General features: G+C 46.9%; 19 protein-coding genes and 1 pseudogene. 12 read left to right on the top strand and 8 right to left on the bottom strand.

Annotated features, from left to right (window positions below):
- Positions 1-408 (top strand): annotated as a pseudogene (locus QUB06_RS24955) (Uma2 family endonuclease); the annotation flags it as partial.
- A gap of 84 nt (positions 409-492) precedes the next feature.
- Here the strand turns inward: QUB06_RS24955 and QUB06_RS24960 are convergent.
- The 4 genes from QUB06_RS24960 to QUB06_RS24975 all read right to left on the bottom strand — a co-directional run bounded on the left by QUB06_RS24960 (position 493) and on the right by QUB06_RS24975 (position 5022).
- A complete protein-coding gene (locus tag QUB06_RS24960) occupies positions 493-1113 on the bottom strand; it encodes a DUF6391 domain-containing protein (RefSeq protein WP_333437571.1) in 621 nt (206 codons plus the stop codon).
- Between the two features lie 177 nt (positions 1114-1290).
- On the bottom strand, positions 1291-2004 hold the full coding sequence (locus QUB06_RS24965; protein ID WP_333437572.1) for an MORN motif-containing protein: 714 nt from the start codon (positions 2002-2004) through the stop codon (positions 1291-1293).
- Positions 2005-2106: 102 nt separating this feature from the next.
- The gene (locus QUB06_RS24970) at positions 2107-2871 is read right to left on the bottom strand and encodes an MORN motif-containing protein (RefSeq protein WP_333437573.1); all 765 of its coding nucleotides are present in this window, start codon (positions 2869-2871) and stop codon (positions 2107-2109) included.
- A gap of 216 nt (positions 2872-3087) precedes the next feature.
- Entirely contained in the window at positions 3088-5022 is a 1935-nt protein-coding gene (locus QUB06_RS24975; RefSeq protein WP_333437574.1) for a hypothetical protein, read from the bottom strand.
- 184 nt (positions 5023-5206) lie between these two features.
- Here QUB06_RS24975 and QUB06_RS24980 point away from each other — a divergent pair, with 184 nt between their 5' ends.
- Positions 5207-5947, top strand: coding sequence for a retropepsin-like aspartic protease (locus QUB06_RS24980; protein ID WP_333437575.1), 741 nt, complete (start codon positions 5207-5209; stop codon positions 5945-5947).
- A 157-nt stretch (positions 5948-6104) separates the two neighbouring features.
- Here QUB06_RS24980 and QUB06_RS24985 read toward each other — a convergent pair whose 3' ends face one another.
- The gene (locus tag QUB06_RS24985) at positions 6105-6269 is read right to left on the bottom strand and encodes a hypothetical protein (RefSeq protein WP_333437576.1); all 165 of its coding nucleotides are present in this window, start codon (positions 6267-6269) and stop codon (positions 6105-6107) included.
- A gap of 107 nt (positions 6270-6376) precedes the next feature.
- Here QUB06_RS24985 and gpmI point away from each other — a divergent pair, with 107 nt between their 5' ends.
- The 4 genes from gpmI (at position 6377) to QUB06_RS25005 (ending at position 10061) form a co-directional block, all read left to right on the top strand.
- Positions 6377-7978 carry a 2,3-bisphosphoglycerate-independent phosphoglycerate mutase gene (gene gpmI / locus QUB06_RS24990; RefSeq protein WP_333437577.1) on the top strand — a complete coding sequence of 534 codons (1602 nt, stop codon included), beginning with the start codon at positions 6377-6379 and terminating at the stop codon, positions 7976-7978.
- Positions 7979-8452: 474 nt separating this feature from the next.
- Positions 8453-8692 (top strand): preprotein translocase subunit SecG, encoded by a 240-nt coding sequence (gene secG, locus QUB06_RS24995; protein ID WP_333103648.1) that lies wholly within the window; start codon positions 8453-8455, stop codon positions 8690-8692.
- Positions 8693-8792: 100 nt separating this feature from the next.
- Complete coding sequence (locus QUB06_RS25000) at positions 8793-9524, top strand: peptidase (RefSeq protein WP_333437578.1); 732 nt, start codon at positions 8793-8795, stop codon at positions 9522-9524.
- Positions 9525-9626: 102 nt separating this feature from the next.
- Positions 9627-10061: an NUDIX domain-containing protein gene (locus QUB06_RS25005; RefSeq protein ID WP_333437579.1), complete on the top strand. Its 435-nt coding sequence runs from the start codon at positions 9627-9629 to the stop codon at positions 10059-10061.
- Positions 10062-10231: 170 nt separating this feature from the next.
- On the opposite strand, the gene QUB06_RS25010 is transcribed toward QUB06_RS25005, so the two are convergent.
- Positions 10232-10744 carry a rhodanese-like domain-containing protein gene (locus QUB06_RS25010; RefSeq protein WP_333437580.1) on the bottom strand — a complete coding sequence of 171 codons (513 nt, stop codon included), beginning with the start codon at positions 10742-10744 and terminating at the stop codon, positions 10232-10234.
- A gap of 378 nt (positions 10745-11122) precedes the next feature.
- Between QUB06_RS25010 and QUB06_RS25015 the strand changes: the two genes are divergently transcribed.
- From QUB06_RS25015 to QUB06_RS25025, 3 genes are read left to right on the top strand one after another with little or no spacing between them, the layout of a single operon-like run.
- Complete coding sequence (locus QUB06_RS25015; RefSeq protein ID WP_333437581.1) at positions 11123-11845, top strand: hypothetical protein; 723 nt, start codon at positions 11123-11125, stop codon at positions 11843-11845.
- 47 nt (positions 11846-11892) lie between these two features.
- Positions 11893-13872, top strand: coding sequence for an ATP-binding protein (locus QUB06_RS25020; protein WP_333437582.1), 1980 nt, complete (start codon positions 11893-11895; stop codon positions 13870-13872).
- Positions 13873-13874: 2 nt separating this feature from the next.
- On the top strand, positions 13875-15335 hold the full coding sequence (locus QUB06_RS25025; protein WP_333437583.1) for a DUF1802 family protein: 1461 nt from the start codon (positions 13875-13877) through the stop codon (positions 15333-15335).
- A gap of 59 nt (positions 15336-15394) precedes the next feature.
- Here QUB06_RS25025 and QUB06_RS25030 read toward each other — a convergent pair whose 3' ends face one another.
- Positions 15395-15670 (bottom strand): Uma2 family endonuclease, encoded by a 276-nt coding sequence (locus tag QUB06_RS25030; protein ID WP_333437584.1) that lies wholly within the window; start codon positions 15668-15670, stop codon positions 15395-15397.
- A 621-nt stretch (positions 15671-16291) separates the two neighbouring features.
- Here QUB06_RS25030 and QUB06_RS25035 point away from each other — a divergent pair.
- The 3 genes from QUB06_RS25035 to argJ all read left to right on the top strand — a co-directional run bounded on the left by QUB06_RS25035 (position 16292) and on the right by argJ (position 18243).
- Positions 16292-16486, top strand: a complete 195-nt coding sequence (locus QUB06_RS25035; protein WP_006631905.1) for a hypothetical protein — start codon at positions 16292-16294, stop codon at positions 16484-16486.
- A gap of 61 nt (positions 16487-16547) precedes the next feature.
- The gene (locus QUB06_RS25040) at positions 16548-16688 is read left to right on the top strand and encodes a hypothetical protein (RefSeq protein ID WP_333035219.1); all 141 of its coding nucleotides are present in this window, start codon (positions 16548-16550) and stop codon (positions 16686-16688) included.
- 313 nt (positions 16689-17001) lie between these two features.
- Positions 17002-18243 carry a bifunctional ornithine acetyltransferase/N-acetylglutamate synthase gene (gene argJ, locus QUB06_RS25045; protein WP_333242249.1) on the top strand — a complete coding sequence of 414 codons (1242 nt, stop codon included), beginning with the start codon at positions 17002-17004 and terminating at the stop codon, positions 18241-18243.
- A gap of 598 nt (positions 18244-18841) precedes the next feature.
- On the opposite strand, the gene QUB06_RS25050 is transcribed toward argJ, so the two are convergent.
- Complete coding sequence (locus QUB06_RS25050; RefSeq protein ID WP_333437585.1) at positions 18842-20161, bottom strand: hypothetical protein; 1320 nt, start codon at positions 20159-20161, stop codon at positions 18842-18844.
- Between the last annotated feature and the right edge of the window lie 91 nt (positions 20162-20252).

Raw genomic sequence — 20252 nt, forward strand, 5'->3', positions numbered from 1 at the left:
CGTCATTGGATTTCTCACCGGATGGTCCTGGATTTTACAGGCTTTATCTCTATCACATCTTTAAAAAAATGGTATAACGTACCTGAATATGTAATTGTTGACCCTACACCTCACAAAGAATTGGTGCGAGTTTTAGCCTTTCCTGAAGGTGAAGACATCTATACCCAGACGGATTTTGTGCCGGGGCAACAAATGGTGTCTGTAGTATTTCCTAATCTGACATTATCAGTGAATGAAATATTGTCTCCGCCATTAGTTGAAGGGTTGATTAAAGCAGAACAAGCTCGGTTCCAGGAACTTGAGCAGCAAGCTGCGGTGGAGCGCCAACGGGCTGATGAGCAGGGCCAACGGGCTGAAAGATTAGCGGTGAGGTTGCGAGAATTAGGAGTAGATCCCGATCGCATTTAGGAGCTTTCTGTCAGATCCCCGAATTCTTAAAAAAGTCGGGGATCGGGGTGTTCTGTTGTTTGAGGTGGGCTTGATACTGTGCAACTATTCAACCCAACGCACCCGCACAAAATGAGCTTCGCGTCCCCAGAAGTCGTGACTTACAGTAATATCAACAACACTCAAATTAAACGGAATAGCAGTGGTGACGTACCGCTGAGCCAGAGAGCCCACATCAGGGGCTAACTGAGCCGCCGCCGCCGCTGCTGCACCCAAACCTAAAAGTTGCAGAATGGGCCCGCGAGGCAGGGCTAAATTGATGCCAACAGCAAGTCCTGCCGTTAGCAGCATTGCCACCGACAAATTCGTGCCACAGCGGGGATGTACAGCTAAATCCCACTCTCCGCTTGCAATCCGCTGCAAAGCCTCGCGCACTGCCTGACGCAACTGTGCAATGTTAACGTGGCCATAAAGATAAAACCCTTGGTCTGTGGACATCCCGCCCAATAACTCATTATCGGTTCTTGCTGTCGTCGCACCAAGCGATTGGCTTAGTACCCACACCGTAGCGTGTTCTAAAGCATGAACTTGGCGCAAAGCCAATATTTCCTTCAAGCCGGGCACAAAATTGAGTTGTCGCAACAAATCAGCATCTTGAGTCCGCTGCGGGGCAAAGTCGAAGGGAAACTGGCCGGTGCGGCCGGAAGCCGAAGCAGTAGTTGTCATATTAAAACGCCTCCATTAACTCCATTAAGTGGATATTTAACATTAGCAATTCGGTTGAGAAAAAGCCGGTCATAAATTATCAATAGTTTTGACTTTAAAACCTAGCAAGGGCAGGTTTTGTGCAAAAATTATTAGCCCTCAACCTGCCCTTACTAATAGATCGCACTTATTCCCAGTTTATCGTTCGAGCCGCTGGCCGTCGCGGAACACTCCCGGAAACCGTCGGCCACTGGTATCGATAATTGTGCCTTTGCCGTGAGGCAATCCCTTGCGGAACTCTCCCTGATAGCGGATACCGTTAGAAAACGCGCAGCTACCCCTAGCATCGAGATCTTCATTAAAGAACTGTCCCGAACACCGGGTACCGTCCGCGCGGGTGAACACCCCCGCACCTAAAGGCTTGCCCCCTAAAAATTGGCCGACAAAGCGATCGCCGTTAGCAAAAATGAATTGCCCCTGTCCAGTCGGCGTACCCACCTTCCAATCCAGAGAAAACGGCCCTATATAGCGATCGCCATTAGTAAAAATAGCTGTCCCGGAACTAACTTTGCCATCTCGGAATATGCCCTCGACGCGGGCGTCGTCGTTAAATATAAATTGTCCTCGACCGTTTGGCTGACCGAGACGGAACTGCCCCTCATAGCGATCGCCGTTGGCATATACGTATACCCCCGTGCCACTGGGCAAACCGTTAACGAACTGTCCGATGTAGCTATCGCCATCGTCGTAATCGCACCTAACTCTACCTGTAGGGATAGCTGGCACGCAGCGACCAGTTTTAGCTCCTGTTCCTTGCGCCATTGATGGCAAGGGATAAGTCGCGTAACTACCAATTCCCAACACTGATGTAACTAATAGAGCGATTCCACTGGTTTTAAAACGGGAAATCATTAACTAAGTCTCTCCTATACGCTTCTGGATATTATTTTCCTTCGTCATTTGTCTTTTGTCCGATTTCTGGTCAAAAGTGGCCTGAAAACCTCAATTTATCCTTTAGGAAACTCCGGGTTTGCCGTTGCGAAATACCCCCGGAAAGCGCCTGCCGCTAGCATCGATCATCGTTCCGACACCGTGAGGCACTCCCTTTCGCAATTCTCCTTCATAGCGCGTACCGTTGGGGAAAGTGCAGGTGACACTAGCGTCTAGTTCTTGATTAAAAAACCTGCCAGAACAGCGAGTGCCGTCTTTGCGTACTAATACCCCTGGGCCAAAGGGGGAACCTGCAAAGAATTGTCCTTCATAGCGATCGCCATTGGAGTAAAAAAATTGACCTCGCCCTGCTGGTTGGCTGCTAATAACATCAGTCTGAACGTTCCTGACGACTGCGAAGTCTCCCACGTAGCGCTCGCCGTTGGGGAAAACCACCGTCCCAGATCTCATTGTGCCGTCTTGGAACACGCCTGTGTAGCGGGCATCATCTTTAAAAATGAATGTCCCTCTACCATTTGGCACTCCATTCCGAAATTGTCCTTCGTACCGATCGCCATTAGCGTAGACGTAGACTCCACTGCCGTCGGGGAGGCCGTTAACGAAGTTTCCCTCGTAGTTATCGCCTCCCTCGTAATTGCATTTCACTCTCCCCGTCGGAGGGTTTCCTTGGCAGAAGGGAGGGCGTTTTCCTTCTTCTGGTTTTGCCTCTGGTGTTGGCTGTGGTGTTGGTTGAGCCATTGATGGCTGGGGTTTCAAGAGATTAGTGGCGCTTCCGATACAAGAAGCAACTAATATCACCATCCCTAATTTTTGAATTGAACCGAGCATGAGAAATCTCCTTTGACTTCCATTACTAATAGGGATTTTATAGAAGCTAAGACTCGCTGAAAAGTCTTCTATTTTTAAATCCCTAATGTTTCTTCCCAGAAGCGACTAACTCACTCTATATTAATTTTACCTTCAGATTCGATATCAGCCATAAATGCAAAAAGGCAAAAATTAGAGTTTTTGCCCTTAGCATTTTTCATACTTTGCTGTCTATTTTCAGCGTCGCGCTGAGCTATTCGGATTTGGCCGACGGCTAATAACTGCATTGGCGGGTTGTTGTTGGCGACTTGCAGGTTTTTCGCCAACACCTTTGGCTACCTCAACGCCGTTTTCCTCCAGAATCACGATCGGATCGGCTCCGGGCTTGATATCCACCCGCTTCACCAACACTTGCCCGTTAGACAACCGCTGGCCGACTTTGACATAGCGACTGGTTGGTTCATTCGGTACTTTGACAATCACTTGCGTCTCGTTCCCAACTTTTACCACCCCGCTGACTTCAGTGCCTGTAGCGAGGTCAGTAGAAGGCGGTGGCGGTGGTGCAGGAACTACTGGGATCTGCGGAGGAGGTGGGGGATTGGGGTCTCTCCACTGGGTCGGGCGCTTGTCTACTGGCAGTTCCGGCAGATCCGGCACTCCTATGGGTCTAGCTGCAATTGGCTGGGGCGGGCGCGGGGGTGCGGGACGGCGCGGATTCCTACCGGTAGTTGGTGTTGAAATTGGGCGACCGCCCACTTGAGGCGTATCGAGTCCCGGGACTTGGCGTGGCGAGCCAATTTGTGATCCATCGCCTCCGGGCAGATCAGGAGCTCCGGGGCCACGACCCGGGGGGGTATCGATCCCGGGAACTTGGCGCGGCGAGCCAATTTGCGCTCCATCGCCTCCTGGGAAACCAGGCTGTCCAGGGCGACTGCCCAATTGAGGCGCATTGAGTCCCGGAACTTGTCGCGGGGAGCCAACTTGCGCGCCTTCGCCTCCCGGCAGAGAAGGATCTCCGGGGCCCGCTATTAACGGAGATCCCGCTGGGCGGCGCCCTAATGGCGGGGGGCTTAGCCCAGGCACTTCTGGCAACGAAGCTAATTCCCGACCCAGGGCCCTCTCACCTGCTGGCTGACGATTTGTCGGGGTTGCGGATAGAACTGGCAGAAGAGGCGCTTTTGCGATTGTTCGCGCGTTATAGTCTTGATCGCGGAGGGCTGCATCAAGTCTGTTCTTGCCCTGCCGCCAAACTGCTTGCAGCAAATCGATTCGCGTCACGCAGGACAGTTCCCCCCTTCTTACTGTCGGCGGTCGATATACCTCAATTGCCTCGGCAATTTCCGGCACGATGGAACACCGGAGAGCATCAGGAGGCGATTTTTCTCCGTAAATATCCCACAAGTTGGAGGCTGTCACATATTCACCTAGGGCCTTTTCTATTCTTCTGAAGAATGGTCGGTTAGTTAGGAGTAACTCTCGTCTGGTTGAATTCTTTTGTCCTTCTCTTCCGTAAATAGTCTCGACTAATGTACGCACATCAGTACCGTACTCAGAGTTTTGTGTGGTGTCATCCAGCAGAGCCTGAAGCGTCCTGAATTCGCTGACAACGTTTCTTGCTGTCGGGCTGAGATTGATTTGGGGAGCGGCCGGGCCTCTGAGCTTAGTTCCTCCAATTTGGACTGGTCGGGATAGTTCTGGCAGTTTAGGTATCATCGCCACCTGTCGCTGCGGCAGTTTGGGCAACGGATTGGCTGTCATCGGCCCTGCTGGGACTCCACCGGGGACATCGCCAACTCCGGGAAGGTTTTGAACTGCGATCGGTGGCAGCGGCCCAAAGGGGTCTAACTGAGAAGGATTGGGTGTCACAGGGCCTTGGGGCACCGGCTGAAGCGGAAGCGTTGGATTCCTGTTTTTGTTGTCGCCGATGCCTGTTTGAGCCTGTCTCGCTCGTTCGTCTGGGTTGGTCGATCGAATTAACCCTGGAGGTTGGGCGGCTACGATTGGAGACTGGAAAGTCTGAGTTGCTGGGGTGGGGCTGGCAGAGGCTGCCGGAGACGGAGAGGCTGCACTGGGACTGGGGCTGGGGCTGGCTGTGTTGCTGCCCTCGCCACCGCAGCCTGCGATCGAGAAAGCTAGTAGTCCTATAGTCGCAAAATATAAAAGTTTGTACATTGCCGATCGCCCCCAAATGCTTAATTTCAAGATATCCAACAAGGCTCTGCAATTACAGCCTGTTGCCGTTTATCAGTTTATCTGTGTTTCGATGTTATGTGATCGCTTGAAAATTGCCAAGTTTTCCTCACGATCAGATCGGACTCTTCGGCCGCTGGGTTTTGTGGAGCAAGTTAGGATATCAATGGCGGTCGTTGTGGGAAATATTGAAGCAATTAAGGTATTTAAGATAATGGCAAAAGTGATTCTCAAGCGGATTTGGCGATCGGGCTTTGTTTTTGCGACTGTTTTGGTGGGTGTGGGAGCGGTGGGGGGCGAGGTGCATTCTGATTCACATCAGCCAGAAACCCAGGTGATGACATTGGTGCCCGATGTGAGTTCCCAGCAGCACGCGCGGCGCAGCTATCCCGTTCCCCGCAGGGGTTCCCGAAGGGTAGGGAATCACACTATCACGGGATCGGGATTGACAACTGGCCCATTGTACTCTCAGTTTTGGAACCCGTCAAATCCTGGTGCCAAACCGCCTGCAAATCAACGGGCGAAGCCACCGGGGAATCCACAGGTATTTCAAGCTAAAATCAAGCGTCGCGCTGGCGGGACGCCGGTGATTGATGTGGTATTTAACGGCAACAAGACTTTTGAGATGATTCTCGATACCGGGGCCAGCGGCACTTTGATTTCTCAGCAGATGGCTACTGCACTGGGAGTGAGGCCGGTGCGTACCGTGAGAGCGGGGATCGCTGACGGTAGCGTTGTCGAGTTCCCGATCGGCGTAGTGCGATCGATCCGGGTTGGGGGTGCTGTGATCCAAAATGTCGAAGTGGCGATCGCCAAACAAATGCCAATAGGTCTGCTCGGTCACGATTTCTTTGGCAATTACGATGTCAAAATTAAAAAAGATGTTGTAGAATTTTATGTTCGCTGAAAGTGAGCAGAGTAGGCAAGCGATTTTTGCTCAACTCGTTTGCTATAAAGTTATTCGCAGCCCGGTCAAGGCTTTTAAAATTATTGGTTGAGGCGGTAGCAAAATGCAACCAAGTGTGGTATTGTTCTTAGTGTTTCAAGAGCCATCGACGGTTAAACTATCCGTGAAATCCGGCCACAAAAGCACGGCTGCTGTTGGTGAGATCGGTAACAGTCTGCGACAACGATTCACAGTACAAGCGAAGGCAATCAATTAAACAATTCGCCAAGCCGGTCGAAATAAGTTCCCAAAATGCTGTGGCTGAGGGAATTTTGGTTGGCATTGTTCAGCCGGAGCCTAGAAAATATGTAAACTGATTAGCGGCAGATGTTCCGCCAAATCGGAAATCATGACGATCGAGAAATTAATTATTGTAAATAAGGTATTCACATGGCACAAGCGTCTGTATCTCCTGTAGTGCTGATTATTCTAGACGGCTGGGGTTATCGTGAAGAACAAGACGGAAATGCGATCGCCGCTGCGAAAACACCCGTGATGGACAGTCTCTGGGCCGCTTATCCCAGAACTCTGATTAAAACATCGGGCCGGGCGGTAGGGCTGCCAGACGGGCAAATGGGTAACTCAGAGGTTGGTCACTTGAATCTGGGCGCGGGCCGCGTGGTTCCTCAAGAGTTGGTGCGGATCTCGGATGCCGTGGAAGATGGTTCTTTGCTCGACAACCGGGCGCTGGTTGAGCTTTGCGAGAAAGTCCGCGCCACGGGCGGCAAGTTGCACCTGACTGGTCTTTGTTCAGAAGGTGGGGTTCATTCCCATCTCAGTCATATTAAGGGTTTGCTGCAATTAGCAAAGGCACAGGGAATTTCTGAGGTTTGCATTCACGCGATTACAGACGGCCGTGATACTACTCCGAAAGAAGGTGTCGAAGCTCTAGGAAAGATTGAAAGTTATATCGCAGAGGTCGGGGTCGGTCGGATTGCGACTATTAGCGGTCGCTACTACGCGATGGACAGGGACAAGCGCTGGGATCGGGTGCAGCGCGCTTACGAGGTGATGACGACTGAGGGTGCTCCTGATGGTCGATCGGCTGTGGATGTGTTGCAGACCTCCTATTCTGAAGGAGTGACTGACGAGTTTGCAGTTCCGACTCGGATTTCTCCGGGGGCGGTGGCATCCGGGGATGGAGTAATTTTCTTTAATTTTCGCCCGGACAGGGCTAGAGAATTGACTCAGGCTTTTGTATCTCCCGATTTTAAGGGGTTTGAACGGCCGTTAATTGAGCCGCTGGCGTTTGCGAGTTTTACTCAGTACGACCCGAAGTTGTCGTCGGTAATGGTGGCTTTTGAACCGCAGAATTTGAACAATATTCTGGGCGAGGTGATTTCTAAGCACGGTTTGCAGCAGTTGCGGACGGCGGAAACTGAAAAGTACGCTCATGTGACTTATTTTTTTAATGGGGGTCTGGAAGAGCCTTTTATCGGGGAACACCGGGAGTTGGTGCAGAGCCCGATGGTGGGGACTTACGATGAGGCGCCCCAGATGTCGGCGGATATGGTGACGGATGGGGTGGTGACGGCTTTGGAAAAAGGCATCTATTCGTTGATGGTGATTAACTACGCTAACCCGGATATGGTTGGTCATACGGGGATGATGGATGCGACGATAATTGCGATCGAAACTGTGGATAAATGTTTGGGGCGGCTGGTAAGCGCCATTAGTAAAGCTGGAGGTACGGCAATTATTATTGCTGACCACGGAAATGCTGAGCAGATGTTTGACGATGACGGGAATCCCTGGACGGCTCACACTACTAACCCCGTGCCGTTTATTCTGGTAGAAGGTGAAGGTCTGAAGATTCCGGGTCACGGAACGGATGTTCCTCTGAGGACTGATGGTTGTTTGGCGGATATTGCGCCCACGATTCTGGAGCTGTTGAGGTTGCCTCAGCCCCCGGAGATGACGGGACGTTCTATGATTCGATCGGCTGAGTTTGAAGTTCGTGCCAATCGCACTCCGGTGCGAGTCCGATTGTAGTAGGGACGCAGGATTAGGGACAAAGGCGCCGTGCATTGGTGTCAACTTAAGCTGTCATCCGCCCAGTCCTCCCGCCCATCCGGTAGTCCGCCAGGGAATGAATTCCCTGTCTAATAGCGAAAGTCCTCTCAAGAGGACTAATGAGTTTAAAAATTCGGCGTTTCTGAATTGGGGTAGGAAATTTGTAGGGGCAATCCCCCCGTGGTTGCCCCACTGCTGACAGCGTAAGCACTTAGAATTACCCCATCAGGCAAAATCATACTTGGATTCAGCAGTACCAAAAATTCTTCTTTTCAGTCCTCTTAAGAGGACTTTCGCTTTGAGGCAGGGAATTCATTCCCTGCCGGACTGCGGGTTTGACGTTAAGTTGACACGCCTTGGGCTCTTGGAGTGTCCCTGCATAAATTGCGGGCGATCGACCAAATTTGATATCATAATAAATTACCGATTACTAATTACCAATTACCCCCGATTATGGATATTGTTTCTGTGTTACAAGTTATCTGGTCTTTGTCTGCTTTAGGACTTGTGATTTTTGTGTTGCTGCACAGTCCTAAAGGTGATGGTATTGGAGGGATTGGCGGGCAAGCTCAATTGTTTACCAGCGCCAAGAGTGCAGAAACGAGTCTGAACCGGATTACTTGGGGTCTGTCTATTGTTTTTATGGGTTTGACTGTGATTTTGAGTGCTGGTTGGTTAACGCCTAAGTTATAAGATTCGGATTTTTAACCGCAGATGAACGCAGATAGACGCAGATAATATCAAGTTCATCTGCGTTTATTTTCGTCTATTTTCGTCTATCTGCGGTTGCAAAATGCGGTTGTGGAAAGTTACAGTAAAACCTCGATTGCTGGCTGGTTTGGGATTGGCTTTATGTTGTTTTAGCCTGATAATTTTTACTCAGGTTAATACTCCGGCGGCGACTGTTTCTTCTCTCCCGAATAGTTTTCCGAATCCACAGGTTCATCCTTTGCCGCCAACGCTGGCGAATTGGCAAGATTCCACGGATAGCGGTGATTATTTTGACCAGGTTAAGCCACCGAATTTCGGTCATTTGTTGTGGTCAAAGTTTCCGATTCAGGTTTATGTTGAGCGTCCCGTTGATGCTAATAGGTCTGAAGAATGGGTGGGGGCTGTGTTGGATGTGGTGCGGGAATGGGGGGTTTATTTGCCTCTGGAAGTGGTGGATAGTTCTGAGGTGGCTGATATTAGGATTTTACGTCGGGCTCCGCCTTTGCGTCAAGGGGTGTTGCGATCGCGCTCTGGAGAGGCTACCTATAAGTTATACGCCCGTCGGGATGGGGATAAAACGGTGTTATCTCATCGGTTTTCGGTTTATTTGAATCCGAATCAAGTGGGGAAGTATATTCCGGCGACGGCGCGGCACGAGTTGGGTCACGCTTTGGGAATTTGGGGTCACAGTTTGATGGAAACTGATGTGCTTTATTTTTCTCAGGTGAGAAATCCTCCGCCTATTTCAGCGAGGGATGTTAATACTTTGAAGCGGGTTTATGAACAGCAGACTCGGTTAGGGTGGGAATTTTAGTTGAAACCATAAATTCCCGGCGATTGGAAATCGCGTCTACACAAACAAAGTCCGCCTTCGCGGACTCTAAGAACACGATAATTAATAGGAAATATCAGGAAAATGAAAGATGAATGTTTTGGGATTGTGCCGATTTTTGGCAAGGAAGCTGATGCTTTGTTTTTGTTGATTCAACATCAAGCGGGACATTGGGCTTTTCCGAAAGGTCACGCGAATCCGGGGGAATCTCCTGCGGAAACGGCTAGGCGGGAATTTCTGGAGGAAACTGGTATATCGGATTTTGAAATGCTGGATGAGCCTAGTTTTACGGAACACTATTCTTTTGTTAAGGATGGGGAGCCGATTGAAAAGACGGTGACTTATTTTTTAGGTTTTGTCAATTCGATGGAAGTTGTTTTGCAAGAGGAGGAAGTTCAAAATTCTGCTTGGCTTTCTTTTGAGGAAGCTGTTAAACGGATTACTTTTGATGCAAACCGCCTCATGTTTGGGGAAGTTAAGGCATTTTTGGATGGGAGGAAGTTAAGAGTCGGCGGTTGAAACCGCTACTAGACAAACGAAGTCCGCCTCAGCGCTGGTTTCGCCCAGGCGGACTAAGAAAATTTAAGACGAATTTGGTATAAGTTCTGATAGAAAAACCCGGTAACTTTTGCGATACCGGGTTTATTAAGTGTCAGATTTTATGGGCGAATCCTGCCGCCAATCTGAGGTTATTTGTTGACTTTCTGCGCTTCGGCGTGGTGTTGCAAGCGAGAGAAAACGTTGTAGGCGTCGGGGCCGGGAGTATCGTGTTCGACAGCGCCGTCCATGGGGCCGTCAATGGCTTTCCAAGCAGGAATTCCGCCTTTTAGTTCGGCTACTTTTTGAAAGCCTGCTGCGCGGAGAAGATTGGCAGCTTCGGCGGTTTGTTGGTCGTTTTCGCCGTAGATGTAGATGTCGCGGATGGGTTCTAAACTCGATTGTGCGCGCTCTACTAATTCGTCCATTGGCATCATTGCGGCGCCGGTAATGTGGCTTTTGGTGAAGCTTTCAAAGTCACGGGCGTCGATGATTGTGAGTCCGGGTTCGCCCCAATCTAAACGGGCTTTGAGGTCGTGGCTAGATGCTTGAGCTTTTAAACCAGGAGGGGTGGGAGTAAGGTCGGGAAGTTTTTCTTTGATGTCGGAAATTTGGTCGGGAATAGTTTTCATGGGTAAAATGTTGTTCAATGTTTTGATTGCCATTGCAATGTAACAAGATGTTTAGGTTGAATTCGTCTTTCTAAAGGCTGAATCCAGCATTGAACTAAAGTCGCAGTTAAGCTGGGTTGTAGGTGGTTTACTAAGGTTGGGATCGCTAGATTTGTTGAGGTTGCTAGAGGAAAGCGGGCTGTGCTTCAGAGTGTTTTATCGCATTTGGTGCAGAGAAGTTGAAGTTCGATCGCTCGTTTGATTCGCTATTTTATCAAAGGATCGCATTTTAGTCAATCCGAATTATTTTTAAATGAAATTTGCATAAGTTGTGTCCAGCGTCGCTAGGGATTTTGCGGAAAAGTTTAAATGTTTCCCAGCAAGGTTTCTGGTAAAATTTGAGAGTAAAAACAAGTATTTAAAGGTATAGATATGTCGGAGAAAGATGAAATCGCGGTGCCTCAAACTTTGACACCGGAAGAGCAAGCGGTGTGGGATGCGAAGGCTAAAGTTCGGGTACTGCTGAATTTGTGGGATTTGAGCGGCGGGAAGATGAAGGTGAAAAAGGGGGAGTTGACTAAGCGGATTGTGCGGACTAATGAGACGAGTCAGAGATATGTGGGAGTGCTCGGTGAGTTGCAGGCGACTGGGGCGATCGAGTATTCGCTGGTAAATCGGGTGACGCTGGTGGAATTGACGGCGAAGGGGAAAGAAGTTTTAGCGCAGGGGCTCAAAAGTAAGGATTCTTTGTTTGAGTTTGATGGTTCTCAAATCGGTACTCGGTTGGGAAATTCTTTGTTGAAGTGGATTCGGCATCAGGATGGTGCGGCGAGTGTTGCGGTTGAGAAAGGGAAGGCGGATGTAGGGACGATCGCATCCTATGACGATTTTAAGGCTGTGGCGATCGATGTGTATGACACCTTGAACCGGGATTATAACTTAGACGATTTAGTGCCGATTTATCGGATGCGTCGGGCGATCGGGGAAAGGGTAGGGCGATCTCAGTTCAATGAGTGGCTGTTGGAAATGCAGGCTAATGATATTTTCCAGCTAATGGCAGGGGAAACCCCAGACATCACCCCAGATAAACGTGAAGACTCCATCATCATTCCTGGTGGTACATTGCGTTACTACGCCAAGCGCTTAAATCCATAAAATTGTTCTCAATCTTTTTGTAGTTCGTTACCTCACACCCGATAACCATGAACAATATACCAGTTTCCCCGATAGAAGCCCTGAATGCTGCAATTCAAAATCACAATCCATTTAGCAAAGCTGGCATTGTCAAAGAGCAAGATATTTGGGGGAAAGGGTTCCCCGATCTTCCTACTCTAAATGCTCATGCTTCCGATGCAATTTTTCAGGCAGTTGAAAAAGTAAAGACAAGTCAATCTAGTCAAGAAAAGGTGACTTCACTGGTATTAACTGCTTCAATGGGAGTGGGTAAAAGCCACATTTTGAATCGTACTCGCCAGAGGCTAGAAAGCAATGGTAATGCTTTATTCGTTTATGCGAGTGTTAATAATTACACAGACTTGAACTTTATCAACTACCAATTTCAGCAAACTTTAGTTAACAGTTTAAGTCGAATAAGTAGCCAAGGTGTCATGCAATGCCAGGAAATAGCAGCAGCAATGGCTAACGAATGTTTCAAAGCTATTAATCCTGCTACACCAAATCTTTCTCCTCAAAAACTACTCGATCAATTTGATCAAGCATGTGCTAGTTGGGCTACTAAAAATAAAAATTACATGAAAGCCCTAACTAAGCAATTTCTTAAGACAAGATCAAATGTAGACCCTTATATTCTTCGAGCTGTTTTGTGGACATTATCAGAAACTGAAACACCTTTTGCTATCAAATGGTTGTCGGGTGAAGAGTTAGATAAAGCTAAAGCTGAGGAACTAGGATTGCCGACTAATTCCGGCAAGACTAATCAGGATAGAGAAGTAGAATCTCTTAACAATGTCCAGAAGATTTTAAATTTGGTGAGTTACTACCGTCCTATCATCATTTGTTTTGATGAAATAGATGTAAATCGAGATTGGTGTAGCAGTGATGGATTACCAACACCGCAGGTAATTGCCACTCTAGTTAAGCGTTTGTACGATACTCTCGAACAATCAGAACTCAGTCAAGGTTTAGTTATTATCACAGTAATGGCACCCGATACTTGGCCAATAGTTAATCTGATGCCTGGTAGTATACCCGATCGAATTTCAACATACACGCAGCGAAAACCCATCGATTTAAACCAGTTGAATGGTGATTATTTAGTTGATTTAGTCAAACTATGGTTGCAAGATTTTTATGATGTCAGAAATTTAAATCCTCCTCATCCGGTATACCCATTTGAGGAAAGTCAACTGAGAGAATATGGCAGAGTTAAGCCAACTGTACGCGAAGCTTTGAGATGGTGTGCCGAGAATTTTAAAGTTTTTATGCCTCCAACGCCTGAACTTCCAGAAGATCCTGCTGAACGGTTTGATCTTGCTTTTACCAAGGAACTTGAGGAAGACATCCGAGAGGATATGAAGGATAGTTTCACAATTGCTAATGCTATTTGCTTTGGTTTTGCCACCCTGATAGAGGAGACTGTGGATAATGTAAAAATAAATAACATTATGACAGAGGTTAAACCAAAATTACAAAATGCAGGTTGGATTAATTTCAAGATAATTGGTGTCGAGAATGGAAAAAAGATAAAGATTGGTGTTTCAGTCATTCAAACTTCTCAATCTGACTTAGTTGCTGGATTAAGACGCTTAATAGATTATCAAAAATTTGATTTGACTCGCGGTTGTTTAGTCCGTTCCCAATCAAAAATAGAGAAAATGAGCAAAAACTCTCCAGCATACAAGCTACTAGAACAACTGGTATCAGTAGAAAAAGGCGGTGAGTTGGTGTACTTGATTGAAGACCAAATAAAACCGTTATTTGCTCTCCGTGCTGTTTATGAAAAATGCACAGAGTATAATTTAACCGAAGACGACGTTTTTGATTTCATATCTCAGAAAAAGCTCACTTTTGACAATCTTTTACTGCGAGAAATTTTGAGCGATCCGTCGAATCAAATGCCTGTGGTTGATGATGAAGATGAACTCCAACTTTTAGATGATATTTTCAACCCTACCAGCAGTGATGATACAGATGATGGCGATCTAAGCGACCAATTTAGTTAAGTATGAACCAATCAATTTTGCTTCAAACAGCACTGGCTTTACCAGTTCCAGATATTGAAGCTTTAATCCAAGGACGAATGATTGCAGCTATGCCTCGGATGTTTCTGAATCCGGGGCGGACATTTGCTTTATATCCAGCTAATCTTTCGGTTGATTTGCTATCGGGCGATCAATACTATCGATCACATTTTTTACCAGTGGCTCAAAAGGCACTTGCTCAGTTAAATTCTGATAAAGTTTCGATCAAAGCTTGGGCTAAGTGCGAATTGTGTCAAATGGTGAATGAGCCTGAATCATTAGAAGCTTTGTCGCGATTAACCATCTGGAAAACAGAGGCATTACAGCAAATTCTCCAGCAGCGTCCTTTTATTTTTGTAGCTTACCTGCGGGTTTATTTGCTACCTCAGCCGCTGGAAATGCCAGTGCATCCCAGCGGCAATTTTGTACCTTTGCCAAAATCCCTAAATGTTACTGATTCAACGCCTGTGTTGAGCGAGTCTATCTTTGCTAAACGCCGTCAAAAGCTGGAAAAACTAGAGCCGCCAGAACATCCAGAATTGGAAGAGTTGCAAAGTGCATTAGTGCATTTATCCACCACCAACCCAAAAGCCAAACAACTAGAGGCAGAAATCAAAATGTTTCTAGGTTGGAGTAGCGATAAGCCTGTAAAACCAATCAAACGGGATTTAGCTTGGATAAAGACTATAGCAGCTTTGGGAAATCGGGCAAAAGAACTAGATACCAACAAAAGCAACTATGAAGCAGGAACCGACTTTGAAATTGTAGTGCGCGATAGCCTTGAGTTTTTGGGATTTACCATAGATTATGCTCACAAAGGTGGTGCTGGCGGCTTAGATTTATTATGCTCCAAACCTTACCCCTTAGTTGGCGAGTGCAAAGCCGGTAAAAAAATCCCTAATGATACAGCAGTTCAATTGCTGAATTTAGGAACGCTACGGCTCCAAGATAAAGAAACCCTCGCAAAAGCAACTAAGTTGATTATTGGCCCTGGCGTTCCAACAACTCAACTTATGGATGCAGCCAAATTACACGGTATGGCAATTATGAACCCTGAAACGCTGGAAAAACTGGTTAAACTTCAAAGCAACTATCCTAACTCGGTAGACTTATTTAAACTGAAAGAATACTTAAAACCGGGACAATCTGATGATGAAGTTGCTAAATATATTGAGCAAGTTGAACAAGAAATTAAAGTGCGATCGGATGTTCTGCATAGTTTGAAAAAGTATCAGGAAAAGAGTGGTTTTGAACGAGCAAGTGTCGAGGCTGTTAGTGGTGCTTATTCAATGTCTAATGCACTTAGACCGTTATCACCCAAAGACTTGCACGAAATTCTCGTTGAGCTTTCCTCTCCTTTGACAAATTATGTGGGGCGAATTAAAGGAGAAAATTGGCAAAGCGATCGCTTTTATTTCCTGCGCGATTTGCCGCTAGATGATTGAGATACGTCAAGGGCGATTCCCTGCGGGATAGCTTCACTTCACGTACTTTATCCAATTTCCTACACAGCATCAGGATCTACGCCCAACTCCCGCAACCTCGCGGCCAATCTTTCAGCTTTCTGCAATTGAGCTTGTTCTGCCTTAATTAACCCTTCTACCAATGGCGGATCTAAAATTTCATTGACTGATAATCTCAGATTGGGAAATACTACAGATTCCATTTCCTCACCAGGCAAGTAATTTACCTCTGTATAAATGTCATCACCTTCGAGAAATGCCATAACTCGCACCCGTGGCCTGGTTTCTGCTGGATCAACAATCACATATTCCGGCACGGTAAACGCATCTAAATTAATTGGACAAAAACGTAAATTTGTGCATTACTAAAAACTAATCCCTAGGGGCGATCGCTCTTTTTTGTGGGAGGCTGCTGGGACTTAATCTATTTTTATCAACAAAGCTCGCTTTTTGAGGATGGCGAGGGCGATTCACTTAGCCAAAATATATTATCTAGTTGACTAGAAAAAACTTGACTATGCTTGAGCATAGCTGCTTAATCATTGTAAATCTAATTGTGATTCGCTACTTATTAAATTTACTATTAACTAAGGCCAATTCGACTTTCTTGAGAGGCCAAATTCTGCCTCTATAACTGTGAACCAAACTATAAAGTTATTTTGGCCCTTGGCAATTAGGTAGCCGCCAAAATGTGGCACTTAGAAGATGAATATTGTCAAATTTTGCCCACTGCTGCTTGGGGTTGGGGCTGAATCCACGAGCCCAAGCTCGATCGCACTCCCTGCAACCTCGATCGAGATTCTCGCCCCATCGCCCAATTGTAAAGTTTTGTGACAATTTTTATTTGGTAGCTTTAGATACAGAATTGTCTGTTATAGTGATAGAAGAGAAGAAAAAACAAGCCCAACATTAATCTAAAGAATACGGAGGAACCGCATATGTCTACTGAAAATCAAGCTCGCTCTCTGATGATGCGCCACCACCAACTGGTGAAGAACCGCCAGCAATCCATGCTCAACCGCACCGCCACCGAAGTCGGGATGGAAGATACGCACTACTGGGGTCACATTCAAGGCAAACCGCAGCCCAGCTTTCAAGCCAGTTACGATCGCAGCAACGCCACTATGAGCTAGGCCCAGCTCAATTTCGACAATTGTCTACGAAGTTATTACCTATAATTTGGAGAAATCAGTTATGTCAACTCAAGAACAAGCCCGCAACCTGATGATGCGCCATCAACACGTCGTCAAAAACCGTCAGGAATCCATGCTGAGCCGTGTGGCTGCTGAAGTTGGTTTAGATGCTGGTTCTCCAGCGAATATCGATCGCAAATAACTCCTTTTTTCAACGGCGAGATAGTTGAATCGAGTTTGTTGTTTGCCAGCTAAAAATTAATAATGTCCATTACAAAACCGTCGCGACTTCTTCTTGAGTTCTAACTCTAGATTGGAAGCCGCGATTAGTTTTATGGGGAATTGGGAATTGGGAATGGGGAATGGGAAATTGGGTTCAAAATAATCTAAAATCTAAAATCTAAAATCGTTCGACTGAGCGCTCACGCCGAAGTCTAAAATCTAAAATCTAAAATCTAAAATCTAAAATGGTATAATCCCCTTTCAGCAGATTGAAGGCTACTAGGGAGGTCATCATGTCGGACTGGAAAGAAATTGACGGCGGAGTTACAGCACCCCGAGGGTATAGAGCATCGGGAATTACAGCGGGCTTGAAGCCTTCAGGCTTGCCAGATTTAAGTTTAATTTTGTCAGAGGTGGACGCGATCGCCGCCGGAGTCTTCACAACCTCCACTGTCCGGGCCGCTTGTGTGGACTACTGCCGCCAGCGTTTGCAAGCTAAACCCAGCGCGAAAGCAATTTTGTGCAATGCGGGACAAGCTAATGCTGCTACTGGCGAACAAGGTTTGGCAGATGCCCTCGAAAGTGCAAAATTGTTGGGAGAAGCGCTGAATATTCCTCCCGAATCAATTCTTTTGGCCTCCACTGGCGTCATCGGACAGCGGATTAAAATGGAGCCGCTGAGGGCGGGAATTCCCCGATTAGTTGCTGAGGCATCGGAAACTGGTTCTGATGCGGCCGCTAAGGCTATTTGTACGACTGATTTAGTGCCGAAAACGATCGCCCTCGAAACCATGTTTGGCGATCGACCCGTGCGTATCGGCGGCATTTGCAAAGGTTCGGGAATGATTCACCCGAATATGGCAACAATGCTGGCATTTGTAACTTGCGATGCAGCAGTGTCATCGCATTTATGGCAAGAAATGGTGAGTCGGGCGGCTAACAGAAGTTTCAATCAAATTACTGTTGACGGCGATACCAGTACCAACGATTCGCTAATTGCTTTGGCCAACGGTCAATCCCGCACACCGGCAATTACGGAAATGGGGGCAGATGCTGAAAAATTAGAAGCGATGCTGACAGAAGTTTGCGTACATTTAGCAAAGGCGATCGCCCGTGACGGCGAAGGTGCAACTTGTTTGGTAGAAGTGCAAGTTAGTGGCGCGCTGGATGAAGTTTCTGCGAGTAAAATTGCCAAAACAATTGTCGGTTCTTCTTTGGTGAAAGCTGCTATTTTCGGACGCGATCCGAATTGGGGGAGAATTGCGGCGGCGGCTGGGCGCGCTGGTGTACCTTTCGATCAAGAGAATTTGCGGATTCAGTTAGGGGATTTTTTGATGATGGAAAACGGACAACCTAAAGAGTTCGATCGCGCTGCTGCAAGTAATTATATGAAAGCGGCTGCAGAGGGGGAATATTTGAAGGCTGATACGGTTTTAATTCAGGTTAGTGTGGGGAATGGCAGCGGTTTTGCGAAAGCTTGGGGATGCGATTTGAGTTACGACTACGTGAAGATTAATGCGGAGTATACGACTTAAATAAGTCCAGGCGGTTACAAGTCCGGGCGGTTAGAAACCGCGCCTACACAAACAAAACCAGACGAGAGAAAGTTGAAGGCAAATTTCACACAATTTAAACTAAATTTCCCCCCGTGGGCAGGGCGGTTTCATTCTCGGTAGGGGCAATCCCCCCGTGGTTGCCCCCATGTCTGAACCGCCTGTGAAATCGTCTGTGGGTGGGGGCGGGCACGGGGGCACCGCCCCTACAAAAGCCTGATTTTCGTGAGAATGAAACCGCCCTGCCCGTGGGGGGAAGTTAAAAAATTTGAAACCTTTACTCACCGAGTTAACCTCAGCTTTTTTGCTCCTCATTTTAAAATCGCTGAAGCCCTTACCAAGATCAGCTTTTTAGGATTTTAACAAAAGAGCGCTAAAAATCTTATTCAGACTAAGTTTCAAGACTTTTTAAGCTTATTATTAATAAGTCTAATAAGCTGTTCGACATTTAAAGGACAATTGTAGGGTGCGTCAGTACATAAGCGTTTCCCTTGTAAGCGTAAGTGTTCTAGGTGACGCACCTTACCTGGTTCGTTAGTTGTTTAAATGCGTAACAGCTTATAAAGTTTGAAAACACGCCCTAACCAAAACTATCGGAGACAAACACATAGCCACCACCATACCCGACAGCATTATCCACTAATATTAAGCCGTCATTGGTCTGCGGTTCGCCACTCTGAGCAAGTCCATAATTCACCACGCGCAACAACCGCTGCGGCGTAAACGATTCCAATTCCACAAAATTGCCTGCATCCAGCCATGCTAGTTCTTCTGCTGTTAAACCTTGCCTTACAGCGTCGGGTAATTGACGGGCGGTTTGTGCCATTGTTTGAGATTGCTGCACAAACATATCACGGGTTGCTAAGATTTGACGGGGAGAAATTCCCAAATCAAAAATTGTCACCGCTTGATTCGCAAACCAGTTTGGATTAGTTCGCAGTTGATGTACCAAGCCAACTCCAGCAGGGCTCGCATTGTGCAGCGCATAAACTTTCAAATCGGCATTGCGCCGCAGCATTTCAATCACGGTACTGAAGATGCTTTGGGGATAGCCACTAATACTAAGAATCGCGCAGTTGTTTTCAAAATGGACGTTGTTGGCAATGAGGAATTGAGCTATTTCGTCACTGTCACAGATAATTGCGCGATCGAAGCTGTAGGCGCTGACTTCGCGATCGATGGTTGCGGGCAAAGCCTCTTGACGAGCAGCAGGAAGGAGTTTTTCTAATGTACCGTTCACTGTTTGCCAGTCTCGCAGCCATTTATCGCTCTGCGCTTGATTAACGAGAAATATTTCACCCGTTATCTGTGGGCGTTTTTTTTGTGAAATGCCGAGCCAGTAGGAAAATAGCCCTAGTGTAATCGCTACGATGTATCCTGAAGAATAATCAAATATTAGGCTTCCTGAAATGCCCAGCACTAAAATAATTCCCCCTAAAATCTGGAGGTTTTTAGCATTATTTCTTCTGCCGCGAATACCTTGATCCGGAGATTTGCTGTAGTGGAACAATAGCCATATCCAAATCAAATTGTAGAGAGCGAAGGGAATAACAACTGCGAATTGTGACGGTAAAATAGCAGAAGCCCAGTTAATGCCGAAAATGCCCATAAATACGCTATAAAAGAAGTAGAGAAAAATCCAACTAATTTCTGGGGAGCGAGATTTAAGCTTTTGGTCAATAAAATACAAAAACTGTTTGTGCGTAAAAAACAACATATTTTGGCTGGAAATATTTTCGATCGCATTTTTGAAAAAGGGATCGGTGAATGCCAACTTTTTATCAGTGACGGTAGTGGGTTCAAAGACAAACGGATGGTTGCACTGTTTACAGCGACCTGAGTTGCTTGTACGATCGCTCAAAATGTTGTCTGTTTGACACTGGACGCATTTCATTCCCATTTCGGTTACTCCTGATTGATTTAATGGATTTATATCGTTGGCGATTGTTTCGGAATGATTTAACCGCAGAGGCCGCAGAGGACGCAGAGGA

Origin of the sequence: Microcoleus sp. D2_18a_D3 (assembly GCF_036702455.1) — a bacterium.
GTDB lineage: Bacteria > Cyanobacteriota > Cyanobacteriia > Cyanobacteriales > Microcoleaceae > Microcoleus.